Below are 15,768 nucleotides of genomic sequence, written 5' to 3' on the forward strand. Positions count from 1 at the left end.
CGCGCGCGCGCGCGCGCGCGCGCGCGCGCGCGCGCCGCCTGCCATGCCCGTTCTTCCGCCTGCGCCTCTCATGATGACCGCCTGCCGGTCATGCTGGCCAAGGCGCCGCCCGGCAAGGGTCAAGGCCCGGTTCGTTGGTCGAGCAGTGAAGCATAGCCTCCCGGGCAAAAAGGGCGTTCCCGGCCCACCAAGCAGCAAGTGCGGGGGGAAGCGCAAGGTCCACCTGCGCCGCAACGAGGACGGGCAGATCGTCGGCGCCGGCGGCGAGGGCGAGGACCAGGAGGACGGCGCCGACGCCGCCGCAGAGTCGGCCCTGCTCCACTTCTCCAGCCCTCGCGACGCCGCCACCATCGCCGCGTTCCTGCGCACCCGCGTCTGCCGCCCCGAATCCCTGGTGTGGCTGGAGGGCTACCAGGGCCCTGATCCGGTGGCGGGCCGAGAACGAGATCACCGGCGTCTACGCCGTCCCGTATGACGTGGAGGTCGAGGTCGGCGTCACGAAGGCGTTCCCGCTCGGCCGGTGGGTGCACCAGCAGCGCAAGGCCCTGCGGGCCGGGGAGCTCGAGGACCGGCGCAAGACGCTCCTGGACGCGCCGGCGGCCGGCATGGTGTGGGAGCCCGGCGAAGAGACGTGGGAGGCCAAGCTCGCCGCGCTCCGGTCCTACCGGCGGGCCACCGGGCACCTCGCGCCCCGGCAAGACGCGATGTGGGGCGAGGACGACGAGATGGTGCCCATCGGGCAGTACATGGCCAACCTCCGGCGCAAGGGCGCGAAGAACGGGCTCGGGAAGAACGAGGACACCGCCACGAGCCGGGCCGCGCAGCTCGCCGCGATCGACAAGGACTGGAACTGCCCCTGGCCCCTGGACTGGCAGCGACACCACCGCGTCCTGGCCGACCTGGTCGACGCCGACGGCGCCCTGCCCGACATCGCTCCCGGCGTGCTGATGGACGGCGACGACATCGGCAAATGGCTCCAGCAGCAGAAGCAGCCGACCACCTGGGCCCGGCTCCTGCCCGAACAGCAGGAACGGCTGTCCACACTGGGCGTGGAACCCGCCCAGGCGCCCACTCCCGCCCCAGCAGCCAGTCGCGCGGGAAGGGGGCCGAGCAAGACGCAGCAGGCGTTCCAGCGGGGCCTGGCAGCCCTCACGCAGTGGGTAGAGCGCGAAGGCGCCCACCGGCCGGTCCCAAGGGCCCACGGGGAGGAGATCGCGGTCAAGGGTGAGGCGCAGCCGGTGGTCGTAAAGCTCGGCGTATGGATCACCAACACCAAAACCCGACGCAACAAACTCAGCCAGGAGCAGCTCGCCGCCCTCGCAAAACTCGGCGCCGACTGGGCGAAGTAGTGCCCGCGGCGATCGGGCCCCGGATCCACGTCCTGGGCGGGGGCCGTTGTCAGTGGTGACTGGACAATGAGGTCATGAACAGACGACAGCGCGGACTCTTGGCCGAGATCGAACAGGAGGCGCTCGACGAGTCAAAGCCGCTTTCCTCGGTCCTGCGCAAATGTGTGGTCCTCGGCGGCCACAGTAGTTCCGCTGAGCTTCGGGAGTGGGCGACACGTGAACTTCGTGGCTATGACGGCGTTGCCACGGACGCTCTACCTGGGTACCGAAGGATCCCGGCGCCGATCCAGGTGAATGCGCTGCTCGGCCCCAACTCCGTGCGGGGCCAACGGATCAGTCCCTCTGAGTTGCCCGAATTTGCCCGGGACGAGGTGAGGGAGGAGGTCGCTCTGCGCAATGGCATCAGTGAAGTGGAGGCGTTGGCGCTGCGATGCGAGACCAGTGGGGAACACGCGCATCTAAGCATCCCCGGCGGCCTGGAACTGACCCGGCTCATGGACGCGGCGTCCGGGAACTCGTTCCAGCGCATCACGGACATCTATTGGTCCGTGTCTCCCGCAGCCTTGCGAGGGCTGGCGGACCAGGTGCGCACCACGGTGGTCGAGCTGGTTGCCGAGCTGCGCGCAGCTATGCCCGATGACCAGCAGATACCCACGCCCGATCAGATGGAGCATGCTCTGCACGTCGTGGTGCACGGAGACCGGGCTCGAGTGAACGTCACCGCCGCGCAGACATCCGGCAGTGGCAGCAGTAGTGTCGGTCAGGAGGCTGCGGACGAGGGCCCGTTTTGGAGCCATGGCAGGCGTATCGGTGCAGCTGTCGTCGGGCTCGCCACGCTGATAGGCACCGGAGCGGCCTTGTGGCCGTTGCTGGGTAAGTAGATACGCAGGGGTAGCTAAGCGTGCCGATCACCTGGATCGTCATGGGCGGTGCGGCCGCTCGAGCCGGAGCCCGCACCGGCCTGCTGACCGTCTGCGCCCAGGTCCTCCAGGCCAAGGACCGCGTCGACTTCTACGCCGAGCTGGCGAACCCCGTGCGCGAGCAGCAACGATCGTCCCCTCCCTGATCACCGTCGTCGACGGATCCGGCAACATCCTGGCGGAGTACGAGGCACGCCCTGCCCCGAAGCGGATCACGAGCCGGCTGCTTCCCGACGACCAGAACGAACTCGTCTGCGCCACCCCCGACTGCAAGCCCATCAGCCTCACCAAGTAGCGCCACCCGACCCGGGCTCAGCCGCCCCGCACCGGCTCCTGACGGCGGCCGGCCGCCGTCACCGCGGCAGCCCGCCGAGCAGCGGGGCGACCTGCCCGCCGGTACCCGGCGCCAGCGCCGGACCGACGGGGCGCCGGACACCTCGCCGCCGCCCGGCTCGGCGCGGGCCACGCACGGCGCAGCTCGGGCGCTATCGCGGGCCGCAGGTCTCCATCGCGTTCCGGGCGTTGTACTGCGCGACCCACTCGGCGACGTCGGAACAGTCCGCCGGCGGGAAGGCGACGTCAGGCACGAGCCGGAGCGCCTCGGGAAGGTTCACGCCTGGGTGCATCTCGCGGACACGTGATCCCCGGCCCGGGCCGCGCCAGATCCAGCCGCCCGCCCTCGAGGACAAGCTCACCCATCGCTCCGCACTGCGCGCACCAGACGTACGTCACCGCAACCTGGGCCCGCATCCCGAACGGCAGCTGCTCCACCATCTCCATGCCATGCCCAATGTCGGCGTACGACCTAAGCTGGCTCTGGCAAGATTTTCGTAGCCGGAGATCATCTCGGTGACACGGTCGATGGGTCCGCATAGCGTCGGCGAAGGTGGGCGATCAGGACGACGCGGTGGCGGAGGAGAGAGACGCCCGCACGTCCGGCCATGAGGCGTTTCTGCAGCTTGACGTCGGTGATGCGGCCTTCGTTGACCCCAGAGTTGTAAGGGGTCGTGATGCCCTGGGCGACGGCATGTCGGTCTTCGTGCAGGGCTCCTGCGAGGCCGGCGAGTGGTGCCAGTCCGCTGTTGGCGAGCTCGCTCAGCCAGCCTGGCAAGGGTGCCGCGTCGTGGTTGTCGACCATGGTGGCGAAGCGGCCGACCAGGTCGTGGGTGAGTTTGAGTTCGGGGCAATGATCGAGGAGCCGGGGCAGGCGCTCATTGATGTGCGGGCTGCGGCGGTGCGGGTGGGTGGTGATCCAGCGGGCCGCTTCACGAGGCGAGGGCGGCCGCTCCCGCGGCTCATCCAGGGGCAGGCCCCGCCTGAGTGGTGCGACGGCCATCTTCACGCGCTGGTAGTGGCCGAGGTATCCCTTGGCCTGGAGTTCTTCATGCAGGATTGTCGCACTGTGCTGTCCTTCGTCCCAACGTTGCCGCAGGTAGTCCAGGTAAGGATCCAGCGTGGAGGGCTTGCGAGGCGGCCGGCGTATTACCTCCTGCCAGGTGCGGGCGCGGGCGTACTTGCCGACGGTGCGGCGGTCCAGGCCGAGCTCGCGGGCCACGGAGCTGTGGCTCCGGCCGGTGCGGGTCAGGGCTTGGACGGCCTCGAACAGACTCTGGGCATGGCGCTCGGCCCGGGTGTCCGCCGCGGCGTTCTCGGTGGTCTCCTCGATCGGTGGGGGATCGTTCTCACTGACCGTGGGCAGGGCTGCGGGCAGGCAGCCGCGGTGGGCGGAGGCGATGTCCTGAACGCGGCGGGACAGGCCCTGCCAGAGGTGAAAGCGGTCGCTGACCTGCACGGCTTCGGGGGCCCCGGCGGCAATGCCCTGTCGGTAGGTGAGCGAGCCGTCGCGGCAGGCGACTTCGACGCCCGGGTGCTCACGGAGCCACCGGCCGAGCTGTTCCGCGTCTCGTCCCTCCCAGAGCGTGAGCGGGAGCCGGGTGGTGGCGTCGACCAGGAGAGTTCCGTAGGTGCCGCCGTAGAGCGCGAAGTCGTCGACCCCCAGCACCTGGGGCGTGACCAGTGGCGGCAGCGGCACCCGCATCAGTTGGGACAGGACGGCGACCCGCGAGAGCCTGACGTTCAAGATCCGCAGCATCCGGGAGCCGCCCCGGCCGGCTAGCACCACGCCGACGTCCTCCACCAGGCCCTGCAACCGTGGTGTCCGACGCTGGTAACGCACGGTAAGTCCCGGCACTTGCTCAGCGAAGGTCACCTTCGGGCACGCCGTGTTTTCGCAGTACAGGCGGCGTACAGATAAGTCGACGCGCAGAGGCTTGCCCCCAAGAGCGACGTCCGCCAGCCGCCGTACGTAGCGGCTATGGCACCAGTCGCTGAGCTGACCGCATCCCGCACATCCCGCGGGAACACCAGATCTCGTGCTGGCATGAACCGCCACGACAGCATCGGAGACCTCGACTGAGACCACCAGAACGTTCGCCAACTCCGGTAACACACTTGCCAGTTCGACAGAGCACATTCACAGGCTGCCCGCTATTGGGACCGGCCGACCGTGTCACCGAGATGATCTCCGGCTACGAAAATCTTGCCAGAGCCACGTTCACGTGTACGCCGACAGCCGCTCCAACGTGAGGATGGCCTTGACGATTGACGTCATGCGGTTGGGGCTGCACCGGGACCTGCGGAAGATCCGCCAGGACTTCAGGATCGCGACACCGCGTTCAACGGGCGCTCGTGCTGCGGCCAGCGCCCGGTTGAGGGTCTTTTCGGTGGGAGTGAGTTCCTGGAGTGGCTTGCGTTTGATGCCGGTCGTCAGCCACGGCCCGCCACCTTGGTAGGCGAGGTCGGCCAGAATGGGAACGCCCTGGCGCTCGCAGATCCGGATGATCCGGTGGGTGCGGGCGGCGGTCAGGTCGTGTGTGCGGCCCGGCAGGGCGGGCGAGAGCCACAGCAGCCGGCCGCAGGGGTCGGTGACGACCTGCACGTTCACGCCGTGGCGCCGGTGTTTGTGGGAGTAGTCGGCCCGGCCGTCGCCGACCCGGTCGCACTCGGCGAGGGTGCCGTCGAGCAGGACGAAGTCGGGATCATGCTCGCGCAGCGTCTTGAGCAGACCCGGCGCACGCGCGGCAAGCAGGTCGACGACCGCGCTGATGTAGGCATGGGCGGTGGACTCGCTGATCCCGAACCCGGCGGCGATCTTCGCCAAAGTGGTGTGCTCTCGTAGGTACACCAGTGCCACCATTGCCCGCTGAGACGGACGGAGCTTGCAGCGCCGGTCGCCCTCACGGGCGACAACCAGCATGGTGACCCACTCCACGAGTGCATGCGGCAGGTCGAGTGCTGCAGGATGGATGACCAACGAGGCTCCCGAACAACGTGATTGAGACGACAGACATCTCGATCAACAGCTCGGGGGCCTCGTTCGTTGCGCTTCACGGCCCATCACCCGATCGGTGGCCAACCCGAAGAAGCTCACTGGATCCGCCTGCGGACCACCAACCCCATCGAATCGACCTTCGCCACCGTCCGGCTGCGGACCAAGGTCACCAAAGGCGCCGGCTCCCGCGCCGCCGCCCTCGCAATGGTCTTCAAACTCGTCGAGTCCGCCCAGAACCGGTGGCGTGCGGTCAACGCGCCCCACCTCGTCGCCCTGGTCAGGGCTGGCGCCCGCTTCGAACGCGGTCTGCTCGTCGAACGTCCCGCGCCTGCTGCTGCCTGACCGAGCTCGACCGTCGACGAACTGTTCCCTCAAGCCGCGGGCGGCCAAGGGATCAGTCTCAGATTTGCAGGGGTTGGATTCCTGCCCAGGCAACGCAATGTGAGTTGCCTGCGACGTAGTCGAGGTGCCCAACAGTGGTAGAGCAACGCGTCTCGGATGACTCCTGCAACCAGCCCCGGTGCGATCACCACACCGTGCTCAACCCACACCACTATGCGCTGTCCATCGACTTGCTCATGCAGGACGACAACCGCCACGCCGGGCTCGTCATTGGGCGCGACTACCCAGCGATAACGCTCACCGCCGACGACAATAACCCGCGTTCCCTTTTTTGCTATGCCCATGCAATGCAGCTTTTCAGGTGTTGCACCGCCGCACCAGCTCACGCGGAGATCGGACGGTGTGCCTCTGCCTCGACACGCTTCACACATCTGACCGAGGTCAACCGATCCACAAGTATTGACAATTACTCCCGGGCGCCGGATTCGTCGGCGAACAGTGCGGGCGAGTCTGGGAACTTTCCGCGGACGTCGTCGAGGAACCAGCGCAGGACCAGGTCCAGCTGGTCGAGCATGGGAACCCAGCGCGGGCGGGGACCGGAGGTGTGGGCGCCTTTCCCGAAGCGGACGTGGAGTTTGCCGAACGGGCCGCGGGAGAAGTGAACGTCGGGGCAGTCCAGGAGCGAGGCCTCTTCCGAGCGAAGGCCGGCGTGATACAGCGTCTGGAATAAGGCGTAGTCACGGGCAGCAGGAGCGTGCTTGCGGGCGGTGGCGATCCGAGCCTTGAGGAACTCGAAGAACTCCTCGACCCGCTCGGGGGTCGGCGGCGGCAGCAGGGCCGGCGAGTCGTCACCGACATGCCGCGAGGCATTGAACTCGTCCACCGGACAGACCAGCCGGACTCCGAACGAGGCCTCGATCTCGACGGCTTTTCGGGCCTGCAGGAAACGGAGGAAGCCCTTGAAGATCCGGACGTACCCGCGGCGGGTGGAAGGCGCCCGCCCCTCCACGGCCAGGCCGCCCACCACACGGTCGATGTCCTCGGGCGTGACATCCCACGCTGGCCGCCCCAGCGCCTTCAACGTCCGCTCCAGCAGGCCGATGTCGTTGTCGACCGTCACCGGGCTGAACCCCCGGGCCCGCCAGGAGGCCACGAACGCCTCCACGCACAATTCCTGGAACTGCCACGGATCCCAGGCAACAGGGACCTCGGGCAACGTCCGGCCCTCGATCACCCGCAGACGCGACTCCACCATCTGGCACACCTTCCTCGCACCTGACGAATGAAGGTAGCGCCTACAAAACCGCGCTGTCAGCAAGACAATCAAAGAGGCGCCCAGGACCCCAATACGGCCAGGCCGCAGGGCGGATGCGCTGCAGCGAACAAGTGCCAGCCCCAGTTGGTTGGACCAAGACCTTCACCGACCCTCGCCTCTGCCCGGCCATCGTCGACCGCCTGACCTTCAACGGCACCATCATCGAAACAGGTACCGACTCCTACCGCCTCGCCAGCACCCGAGCCCGCGCCGAGCGCGCTGAAGCCAGCTGACGGGAGCACCCGGATCAGCTTGTTCATGCAGCCCGCATGCGTAGCTTCTGTGGGGGCGCCAGCAAGGTCGCGGGAACGAGCCCCTGGTGGTCTACCGGCGGCCCAGCCCAGCACGCACGCCGGCATCGGGACCGGTAGTCAGGTCCGTAGCATCCGGGGTGTCGGTCGGCTCGGGGTCGGGCAGCGCCTGGCAGGTCGCGTCGGGACCTGGGCCACCGCGTGGCAGAGCGCCGGCGGCCAGATATCTCGCCAGGTACTCGTCGATGCACGGGTTGCCGGGGCGAAGGCTGACGATGTGGTTGCCGCCGTGTTCCTCCACGACCAGGCGGGAGGCCGGCAGCAGCCGGTGCATCTCGAGGGCGCCCTCGTAGGGGGTGGCGGCGTCGTCCGTTGCCTGGATCAGAAGGGCGGGCGGGATCTTGGCATTGGCCACGTTGAGCGGCTTGAGGGACTTGACCGGCCAGAACGCGCAAGGGGCGTTGTACCAGGCATTGTTCCAGGCAAGGAAGGGTGCCTTGGCGTGCACTTCGGAGGTTTCGCGGTGCCAGGTACGCCAGTCGCGAGGCCAGCGGGCGTCGCGGCACTGCACCGCGGAGTAGACGGAGTAGATGTTGTCGCCGGCGGAGTCGATGGCGCCCAGTTCCTCGTAGAGGTCCGCTAGGCCGGTCGTGTCACGGTCGTTGACGTAGGCGGCGAAAGCGTCTGCCATGGAGGGCCAGACGCCGTTGTTGTAGCCGCCGGCCAGGTAGGTGTCCTCCAGCTCTTGCGGCCCCACCTTGCCGCCTGCGGGCGCCGAGCGCATGTCCTCGCGCATCTGGTACCAGAGGGCCTCGACCTCGGCCGGGTCGGTGCCCAGGTGATAGACGTCGTCGTGTCGTGCCACCCATGCGGCGAACGCCTTGTGGCGGGCGTCGAAGGCGTAGTCCTGCGCGATGTTGTGGTCGTGCCACACAGCTGTCGGGCCGACGATGCTGTCCAGTGCTAGGCGTCGCACTCGCTCGGGGAAGAGCCGAGCGTAGACCGCGCCGAGGTAGGTCCCGTAGGAGTAACCGAGGTAGTTGATCTTCTTCGCGCCAAGCGCCGCCCGGATGACATCCATGTCCTTCGCGATACTGATGGTGTTGATGTACGGAAGCACATCGGCGTACTTGCTGCCGCACGCCTTCGCAAAGGAGTGAGCCCGCTCGATGTTGGCCCGCTCCTCCTCGACGCTGTGCGGTACCGAATCGGGGCGCACGGGGTCGAAGTAGCCGGGCTTGCAGTCCAGCGCCGGATCGCTGCTCCCGATTCCGCGCATATCGAAGCCCACCACGTCGTACTGCGAGGCCACGTCCTCGGGCAGAGCGGAGGCGACGAAGCGTGCCAGGCTCAGCCCGCTCCCAAATCCACCGTTGACCAGCAGCGGGCCTTGGAATGTCGAGGACGTGTGCGGGGTCCGGTTCAGTGCCAGGGTGATCTCTCGTCCCCGCGGGCGGTCGTGGTCCAGCGGTACCTTCAACGAAGCACACTGCAGGCGCGGATGCGACTCGTCGCCGCACGCTGTCCAGGTGAGCGGCTCGGAGTGGGGGGAGGCCGGGTGCGCGGTCCGTGCCAGTTCGGCAGAGGAGGACGCGTCCGCCTGCGACGGGACCGGCACGGCCAGGGTGGTAACCGACGCGGTGAGAGCGAGCGCCGCCATAACGGATCTCTTCACTGGGCACCTTCAGGCAACAAGGGACGGAGCCCGGAGCAGACGCACGGCAGGCCACGCCGGACGCGGGAGTGCCGATCCTCACACACACCTGACACTGCGTCACGCAACCTCAACGGCACGCTCACCATGGCGCCCGCATCTCTCACCTGGCTGGACGCGCAGAGCGCCGAGCATCCGCATGCGCTCGAACTCGCCAGCAGCCGTCTCAGCCGCCCAGCTCGCCCGGTCAGCGGACCACCGCACCTCCGGCACTGCCTTACGAGTCCCGCCTCGTGATCCGCACCGGCAAGAAGCTCGGCCAGCATCGAGCCCCCGCGACCGTCATGCGCATGCTGCGCGAGCACGACGAGCAGAAGGCTGCAGCCGCACAGGGCCCTCCGAAACAGGTCAGCGAGGGCCACCGGGAAAGCGACACTGCCGTCATTTCCCGGGTTCTGGCTCACATTCCGTGAATCACCACGCTGAGTGACGTTGGTCGGGCGGGCAGGACCTCGGGAAGCTGCCTGAAAATGATCCGTCCCCAGTGCGGTGTGGCTGACAGTTCGGCCCGTGGAAGAAGTGGTGCTCCGGCTGGAGGAGTTGCTGTTCCCGTCAATCGCAGATGTGGCTGTGCTGTCGGTCGACGTGAACGATGAGGCGGTGCGCATCGAGGCCCGAAGCACGGTGGCCGGGTCCGATTGTCCTGGCTGCGGGAGCTGGTCTCGGCGGATTCACAGCTCCTACCTGCGGTTTCCCGCTGATGTGCCCAGTGGGGGCGGACGGGTCGTCCTCTGTTTACGCGTCCGCCGGTTCCCCTGCCCGGTCGATTCCTGCGGGCGCCGGACCTTCGCCGAGCAGATGTCGGGGCTGACTCGTCGATACGGCTGGCGGACCGAGCGCCTGCGGTCGACGCTGGCCGAGGTCGGCCTCGCGCTCGCCGGTCGGGCCGGGGCCCGCATGGCGAGAGTCTTCGGCTTGTCCGTCAGCCGCAGCACGGTGCTGCGGCTGGTCGAAGCCTTGCCCGACCCGGAAGTTCCCGCCCCGCGCGTCGTCGGCGTCGATGAGTACGCGACCCGCAAGGGCCGCCACTACGGGACCGTCCTGGTCGACGTCGAAAGCCGGCGTCCGGTGGACCTGCTGCCCGACCGCGAAGCCTCCAGCCTGGCCGCTTGGCTCGCGAAGAGGCCAGGGGTCGAAGTGGTCTGCCGCGACCGGGCACCGTTCTTCGCCGAAGGCGCCACCGCCGGGGCGCCCCAGGCGGTGCAGGTGGCGGACAGGTGGCACCTCTGGCACAACCTGAGCGAAGCCGCTGAGCGTTGCGTGGCAGACCACCGCGGGTGCCTGCGGGTGCTGGCGCCAGATCCAGCCCAGACTGCCCCGAACCGGAGAAGTTCGAAGACCCGTCCGGCTCGCCGTGGCCTACGGGACATCGTTTCGCTGACCGGACGCGAGCCAAGCACGCGACCGTCCACGAACTGCTGGCAGGCGGGCTCAGTGCGTTGTGGCAAACCGGATTTCGTTCGAGGCATGCGGGCACGGGTGATCATCTGGACGGAGGTACGGGTGCGACCGTGGGCATGAAAGAACGGGCCCCATGGTAGTGACGCGGTTACGACACCCAGCACGCCCAAGGAAGCCCGTTGCCCGATCAGTTGAGCAGTATCTCTGTGTCTTCGTCCACCGCGGTCACTCCTGGGTGTGACTGCTACGTGCACCGGTTCGGTTCGATCGTTCCGGGGCGGCGGGCGGCCTGCTATCCGAGTGACATGACGGATGCGGAGTGGGCCGAGGTCCGTTCCGCGATGCCGGTGCCGGCCTGGCTCCTCAAGCAGGGCGGGCGTCCCGAGGGGTATTGCCACCGCGAAATACTCGATGCGGTGCGCTACCTGGTCGACAATGGTGTGAAGTGGATGGCTCTGCCGGTCGATTTCCCGTACTGGCGGGCGGTTTACGACTTCTTCCGCCGCTGGCGGGCCTACGACTACGTGCGTGAACTGCATGAACGGCTGCGTCGCACGGCCAGGGAACACGAAGGGCGGAACGCCGAGCCATCCGCGGGGATCATCGACAGTCAGTCGGTGGACGCCTCCGAGACCGTCGGTGCGGAAAGTCGCGGATACGACGGCGGGAAATCACGTGACGGGCGCAAGCGTCACATCCTGACCGACACCGAGGGCCTGCTCCTGGAGGTCACTGTGACCACAGCCGATGTGCACGACTCCAAGGCCGCTCCCGCGCTGCTGGAGACATTCATGGACCAGCCGCGCCGGCTGCTGAAACTGGTGTGGGTCGACAGCGCCTACCAGGGCCCTGCCCTGGCCAAGGCGTTCGCCCGGCACGGAGTGCGGATCGAGGTCGTGCGCCGATCCGACGGACACCGCGGATTTGTCGTGCTGGCCCGCAGGTGGGTGGTGGAGCGAACGCTGAGCTGGCTCTCCCGCTCACGCCGCCTCAACCGCGACCACGAACGCCGCCTCGACCACCACGCCCAGATGGTGTGGTGGGCCGCTGTGATCAGGCTGTCCCGGCGCCTGGCCGCGGACGCCCCGCGCTGGCCGGAGAAGCGTCCCGGCCGACTGCCCCGGGCGCGGGCATGAACCGTCCGTCCTTCGCCCGCACCAGCCAGCCCCGCTTCTCCAGCACGTAGGCACGGTGCCGGATCTTCTCCACCTCGTTCTTGATCTCCGCTTCCCGGCCCACCGCCCGCGTCAGCTCCACTCCGTTCACCGGCCCCGAGGCAGCCACCACCGCGGCGAACACCTCCCGATACAGGCCGCTGAGCACCTCTTCACCCATGCCCGATCGCCGCACCGGCGGCCTCTCGCCATGCCCCGCGCCGGGGCCGCTCGATCCCACGGCGGCAGCCGTCTCACCACCAGACGGCACGGAAACCGGCGTAATCACGGGGCTCTCCTCGGCCAGCACCGACACGAGTTCCTCACGCCCCACCCGGGCCCGCTCGACTCGCTCCCGCGCGGCATCCACCTCCGCCTGAGCCTGCTCCAGGACCTCCGTCCAGGACTCCAGATCCTGCCTCGCCCGCGCCTCACGCTGTTCCATCAACCCCAACACCGACGGCATCGCACCCTCCTCGATCCATAACAAGCCGTCCGCTGCCTGCCCCTACCCCGCCCCGGTCATGCCCCGCACACGAAGAAGTCCCTGCTCATCGAACAGGGACTCCCTTTGCCACAACGCACTCAGTCGGAGGGCGATCGGCCGCCAGCTCCGCATGACCTCCCGCACCGTCAAGCTCCTCGCCGACGCTGCTACCCCGGAGGACCTGTTCCGCGGGCAGTGGCAAGGTCGGCCGTCCAAGCTGGACGCGTTCAAGCCCTACCTGGATGACCGCTGGAACCAGGGCTGCACCAACGCCTGGACGGTATGGGAGGAGATCGCGCCACTCGGCTATCAGGGCAGCTACCAGCGCGTTCGCACCTACTTCCGGGAGAAACGGACCTCTCCCAACCCGATCACAGTTCGTCCACCGTCACCCCGCGTCGTCGCCGGCTGGATCCTCCGGCGCCCCGAGACCCTCCCAGAGACCGACCATCTTCGGCTCAAGGCCGTCCTGGTCCAATGCCCCGAACGCGACGCCCTCACCACGCACGTCCGGTCCTTCGCCCAGATGCTCACCGAGCGCCAGGGGGAACGGCTGCCGCAGTGGCTGGACGCCGTCCGGCGCGACGACCTCCCCAGCCTCCACACCCTCGCCGCGGGCATCGAACGTGACCGCGATGCCGTCATCGCCGGGCTCACCCTGCCCTGGAGTTCCGGCGTCGTCGAAGGACACGTCAACCGGATCAAGATGCTCAAACGCCAAATGTTCGGCCGCGCCGGCTTCGCCCTCCTGCGGAAGAGAGTCCTCCTGGCCAGCTGACCACCGCCCCCCATAGGGTGACGGGGACGAGAGAAGATGCATCATGGATCCCCGCATACCCCGCCTGCGTCGCAAGCTGGCCGCGATCCCGTTCCAACCCCTGCGCAGCCACTCCTTCGGGGAAGAGCAACACGAGTTTCACCTCGGTCCGAAGCTGGCGGAAGCACGCGTCGCTGCGTTTGAGGCCGAGCACGACATCGTCCTGCCCGATGCCTATCGGCAGTTCCTCACGCAGATCGGCGGCTCAGGCGCGGCGCCGTTCTACGGCCTCATGCCGCTGGAGCGGTGTTCCCTGCTGGTCATGAATCCGCGCGGGGAACCAGGGGCACCCCGCAGCTTCAACGGCACAGGATCCGGGACTCACGAACGCGACCTGTTCCTCCACGTGATCGAAATGGGCTGTACCGACGTATGCGTCATCGCGGTGACCGGTCCCCTCACCGGCCGCGTCCTCATCGGCAACGGCGACGGCTACTGGGGCCCCAACGTCTCCTCCGCCACCGATTTCCTCGACTGGTACGAACGCTGGCTCAACCACATGAGCGCCGGACGCGACAACCGGGCCCTGGAACTCACCTCACCCCAGCTTCGCGCCCATCCCGACAGGCATCGCATGGCCCCGAAGATCTGACTCTCCGTAACAGCTACACGGAATGTGAGCCAGAACCGTTCTCGGGTTCTGGCTCACTTTCCGTGGAGCATGCACTCTGGGTGACGGTTGTCGGGCGAATGGGCCCTGGGGAAGTTGCCCTGAATTGACCCGTCCCGGGTGCGGTGTGGCTGACAGTTCGGCCCGTGGAAGAAGTGGTGCTCCGGCTGGAGGAGTTGCTGTTCCCGTCGATCGCGGACGTGGCGGTGCTGTCCGTCGCCGTGAACGACGAGGCTGTACGCATCGAGGCCCGAAGCACGGTGGCTGGGGCCATCTGTCCCGGGTGTGGGAGCCGGTCACGGCGGATCCACAGCTCCTACCTGCGCTTTCCCGCTGATGTCCCCAGCGGAGGCAGACGGGTCGCTCTCTGTTTACGCGTCCGCCGGTTCCTCTGCCCGGTCATCTCGTGCGGGCGGCGGACCTTCGCCGAACAGCTGCCGGGCTTGACCCGTCGGTACGGCCGGCGGACCGAGCGCCTGCGGTCGACGCTGGCCGCGGTCGGCCTCGCGCTCGCCGGCCGGGCCGGTGCCCGCATGGCGAGAGTCTTCGGCGTGGCCGTCAGCCGCAGCACCGTGCTGAGGCTGGTCGAAGCCTTACCTGACCCGGAAGCTCCGGCCCCGCGCGTGGTTGGCGTCGATGAGTACGCGACCCGCAAGGGCCGCCACTACGGGACCGTCCTGGTCGACGTCGAAAGCCGTAGGCCGGTGGACCTACTGCCCGACCGCGAGGCTTCCAGCCTGGCCGCTTGGCTCGCGAAACGGCCCACGGTGGAGGTGGCCTGCCGCGATCGTGCACCGTTCTTCGCCGAAGGCGCCACCGCAGGGGCGCCCCAGGCGGTGCAGGTAGCGGACCGGTGGCACCTTTGGCACAACCTCAGCGAAGCCGCCGAGCGATGTGTCGCAGACCACCGTGGATGCCTGCGGGTGCTGGCGCCGGATCCGGCCCAGTCCGCCCCCGAGCCGGAGAAGTTCGAAGACCCGTCCGGCTCACCCTGGCCCACAGGACACCGGTTCGCCGACCGCACCCGCGCCAAGCACGCGACCGTCCACGAACTACTGGCCGCCGGGCTCAGCCGGAGGGCGATCGGCCGCCAACTCCGTATGACCTCCCGCACCGTCAAACTCTTGGCCGATGCAGCCACCCCGGAGGAACTGTTCCACGGGCAGTGGCAGGGCCGGCCGTCCAAACTCGACGCCTTCAAGCCCTACCTGGATGACCGCTGGAACCAGGGCTGCACGAACGCCTGGACCGTGTGGGAAGAGATCGTGCCGCTCGGCTACCAGGGCAGCTACCAGCGGGTTCGCGCCTACTTCCGGGAGAAGCGGCTCTCGCCGGGCTGCGTCACAGCTCGGCCACCGTCACCCCGCGTCGTCGCCGGATGGATCCTTCGCCGACCGGAGACCCTCAACGAGACGGAGCACCTTCGGCTCAAAGCCGTTCTGGTCCACTGCCCTGAACTGGAGGCCCTCACCGGTCACGTCCGCTCCTTCGGCCAGATGCTCACTGAGCGCCAGGGCGAACGGCTGCCGCAGTGGCTCGATGCCGTCCGGCGAGACGACCTCCCCGGCCTCCACACACTCGCCGCAGGCATCGACCGTGACCGCGATGCGGTCATCGCCGGCCTCACCCTGCCCTGGAGCTCAGGCGTCGTCGAAGGCCACGTCAACCGAATCAAGATGCTCAAACGCCAGATGTTCGGCCGGGCCGGCTTCGCCCTTCTCCGCAAACGCGTCCTGCTCTATTCGTAAAGCACAGGTCAGACCCCATCCTCAAGGAGCCCGAAGCCCTTCCGGGAACCCCTCCAGGAACTCGCGCCGCGCTGGGTCGGACTCGGCGTCGGCCATCGTCCCAAGCAGTTCGATCAACTCGTTCCGCTGTGCGCTCGACAACTTGCTCACCAAGTGAGCGACGCCCTCCATGACCTTGACGGCGTCGTCCGGATCCATCTGCTCGTCTTCACTGCGCTCGACGAGCCACAGGACATCGACGACCTCGGGGCACAGCAGTCAGCGGCTATCGGTGAGAACGATCATGGCTGGCTAGCGCGGTGATTGTCTGGAGCACCGGGGTTCGCTGA

Annotated in this window: 13 protein-coding genes and 4 pseudogenes; 11 read left to right on the forward strand and 6 right to left on the reverse strand. The window is 68.0% G+C overall.

Translation table 11 applies throughout. From position 1 onward, the window contains the following. Positions 1 to 205: 205 nt before the first annotated feature. From OOK31_RS39065 to OOK31_RS39075, 3 genes and pseudogenes are all read left to right on the forward strand, one after another. Positions 206 to 1,349 (forward strand): annotated as a pseudogene (locus OOK31_RS39065) (helicase associated domain-containing protein); the annotation flags it as partial. Between the two features lie 74 nt (positions 1,350 to 1,423). Continuing rightward, the gene (locus tag OOK31_RS39070; RefSeq protein ID WP_267092198.1) at positions 1,424 to 2,230 is read left to right on the forward strand and encodes a hypothetical protein; all 807 of its coding nucleotides are present in this window, start codon (positions 1,424 to 1,426) and stop codon (positions 2,228 to 2,230) included. A 20-nt stretch (positions 2,231 to 2,250) separates the two neighbouring features. Next, positions 2,251 to 2,415, forward strand: a complete 165-nt coding sequence (locus OOK31_RS39075) for a hypothetical protein (RefSeq protein ID WP_267092199.1) — start codon at positions 2,251 to 2,253, stop codon at positions 2,413 to 2,415. Between the two features lie 695 nt (positions 2,416 to 3,110). Here the strand turns inward: OOK31_RS39075 and OOK31_RS39080 are convergent. Together OOK31_RS39080 and OOK31_RS39085 are read right to left on the reverse strand one after the other, a co-directional pair. Then, positions 3,111 to 4,742: an ISL3 family transposase gene (locus OOK31_RS39080; protein WP_267092200.1), complete on the reverse strand. Its 1,632-nt coding sequence runs from the start codon at positions 4,740 to 4,742 to the stop codon at positions 3,111 to 3,113. Between the two features lie 81 nt (positions 4,743 to 4,823). Then, a complete protein-coding gene (locus OOK31_RS39085) occupies positions 4,824 to 5,582 on the reverse strand; it encodes a transposase (RefSeq protein WP_267092201.1) in 759 nt (252 codons plus the stop codon). 114 nt (positions 5,583 to 5,696) lie between these two features. Here OOK31_RS39085 and OOK31_RS39090 point away from each other — a divergent pair. Beyond that, positions 5,697 to 5,942: pseudogene (locus OOK31_RS39090) on the forward strand (IS256 family transposase); the annotation flags it as partial. Positions 5,943 to 6,408: 466 nt separating this feature from the next. On the opposite strand, the gene OOK31_RS39095 reads toward OOK31_RS39090, so the two are convergent. Further along, positions 6,409 to 7,176, reverse strand: coding sequence for a site-specific integrase (locus OOK31_RS39095; protein WP_267092202.1), 768 nt, complete (start codon positions 7,174 to 7,176; stop codon positions 6,409 to 6,411). Between the two features lie 167 nt (positions 7,177 to 7,343). Between OOK31_RS39095 and OOK31_RS39100 the strand changes: the two are divergent. Continuing rightward, a pseudogene (locus OOK31_RS39100) lies at positions 7,344 to 7,490 on the forward strand (ATP-binding protein); the annotation flags it as partial. A gap of 91 nt (positions 7,491 to 7,581) precedes the next feature. Here OOK31_RS39100 and OOK31_RS39105 read toward each other — a convergent pair. After that, a complete protein-coding gene (locus OOK31_RS39105) occupies positions 7,582 to 9,168 on the reverse strand; it encodes an alpha/beta hydrolase (protein WP_267092203.1) in 1,587 nt (528 codons plus the stop codon). 287 nt (positions 9,169 to 9,455) lie between these two features. Here OOK31_RS39105 and OOK31_RS39110 point away from each other — a divergent pair, with 287 nt between their 5' ends. The 3 genes from OOK31_RS39110 (at position 9,456) to OOK31_RS39120 (ending at position 11,759) form a co-directional block, all read left to right on the forward strand. Continuing rightward, positions 9,456 to 9,635 carry a hypothetical protein gene (locus tag OOK31_RS39110; protein WP_267092204.1) on the forward strand — a complete coding sequence of 60 codons (180 nt, stop codon included), beginning with the start codon at positions 9,456 to 9,458 and terminating at the stop codon, positions 9,633 to 9,635. A 97-nt stretch (positions 9,636 to 9,732) separates the two neighbouring features. Further along, positions 9,733 to 10,743: an ISL3 family transposase gene (locus tag OOK31_RS39115; protein WP_267092205.1), complete on the forward strand. Its 1,011-nt coding sequence runs from the start codon at positions 9,733 to 9,735 to the stop codon at positions 10,741 to 10,743. A gap of 185 nt (positions 10,744 to 10,928) precedes the next feature. After that, complete coding sequence (locus OOK31_RS39120; protein WP_267013159.1) at positions 10,929 to 11,759, forward strand: IS5 family transposase; 831 nt, start codon at positions 10,929 to 10,931, stop codon at positions 11,757 to 11,759. On the opposite strand, the gene OOK31_RS39125 is transcribed toward OOK31_RS39120, so the two are convergent. Beyond that, positions 11,677 to 12,243: a hypothetical protein gene (locus OOK31_RS39125; protein WP_267013158.1), complete on the reverse strand. Its 567-nt coding sequence runs from the start codon at positions 12,241 to 12,243 to the stop codon at positions 11,677 to 11,679. The two genes, OOK31_RS39120 and OOK31_RS39125, sit on opposite strands and share 83 nt — an antisense overlap. A gap of 151 nt (positions 12,244 to 12,394) precedes the next feature. Here OOK31_RS39125 and OOK31_RS39130 point away from each other — a divergent pair, with 151 nt between their 5' ends. From OOK31_RS39130 to OOK31_RS39140, 3 genes are all read left to right on the forward strand, one after another. Continuing rightward, positions 12,395 to 13,042, forward strand: a complete 648-nt coding sequence (locus OOK31_RS39130) for a transposase (protein WP_267092206.1) — start codon at positions 12,395 to 12,397, stop codon at positions 13,040 to 13,042. 43 nt (positions 13,043 to 13,085) lie between these two features. Then, positions 13,086 to 13,673, forward strand: a complete 588-nt coding sequence (locus OOK31_RS39135) for an SMI1/KNR4 family protein (RefSeq protein WP_267092207.1) — start codon at positions 13,086 to 13,088, stop codon at positions 13,671 to 13,673. Positions 13,674 to 13,837: 164 nt separating this feature from the next. Then, entirely contained in the window at positions 13,838 to 15,439 is a 1,602-nt protein-coding gene (locus OOK31_RS39140) for an ISL3 family transposase (RefSeq protein WP_267092208.1), read from the forward strand. Positions 15,440 to 15,447: 8 nt separating this feature from the next. Here OOK31_RS39140 and OOK31_RS39145 read toward each other — a convergent pair. Then, positions 15,448 to 15,697 (reverse strand): annotated as a pseudogene (locus tag OOK31_RS39145) (hypothetical protein). Positions 15,698 to 15,768 lie beyond the last annotated feature (71 nt).

The sequence above is a fragment of the Streptomyces sp. NBC_00249 genome (assembly GCF_026342355.1).
Classification (GTDB): domain Bacteria; phylum Actinomycetota; class Actinomycetes; order Streptomycetales; family Streptomycetaceae; genus Streptomyces.

Bases quoted from the DNA above. Each gene is read 5' to 3' on its own strand.
- OOK31_RS39070 (WP_267092198.1), top strand. From the start codon at position 1,424: ATGAACAGACGACAGCGCGGACTCTTGGCCGAGATCGAACAGGAGGCG.
- OOK31_RS39125 (WP_267013158.1), bottom strand. From the start codon at position 12,243: ATGCCGTCGGTGTTGGGGTTGATGGAACAGCGTGAGGCGCGGGCGAGG.
- OOK31_RS39080 (WP_267092200.1), bottom strand. From the start codon at position 4,742: ATGTGCTCTGTCGAACTGGCAAGTGTGTTACCGGAGTTGGCGAACGTT.
- OOK31_RS39135 (WP_267092207.1), top strand. From the start codon at position 13,086: ATGGATCCCCGCATACCCCGCCTGCGTCGCAAGCTGGCCGCGATCCCG.
- OOK31_RS39120 (WP_267013159.1), top strand. From the start codon at position 10,929: ATGACGGATGCGGAGTGGGCCGAGGTCCGTTCCGCGATGCCGGTGCCG.
- OOK31_RS39130 (WP_267092206.1), top strand. From the start codon at position 12,395: ATGACCTCCCGCACCGTCAAGCTCCTCGCCGACGCTGCTACCCCGGAG.
- OOK31_RS39105 (WP_267092203.1), bottom strand. From the start codon at position 9,168: ATGGCGGCGCTCGCTCTCACCGCGTCGGTTACCACCCTGGCCGTGCCG.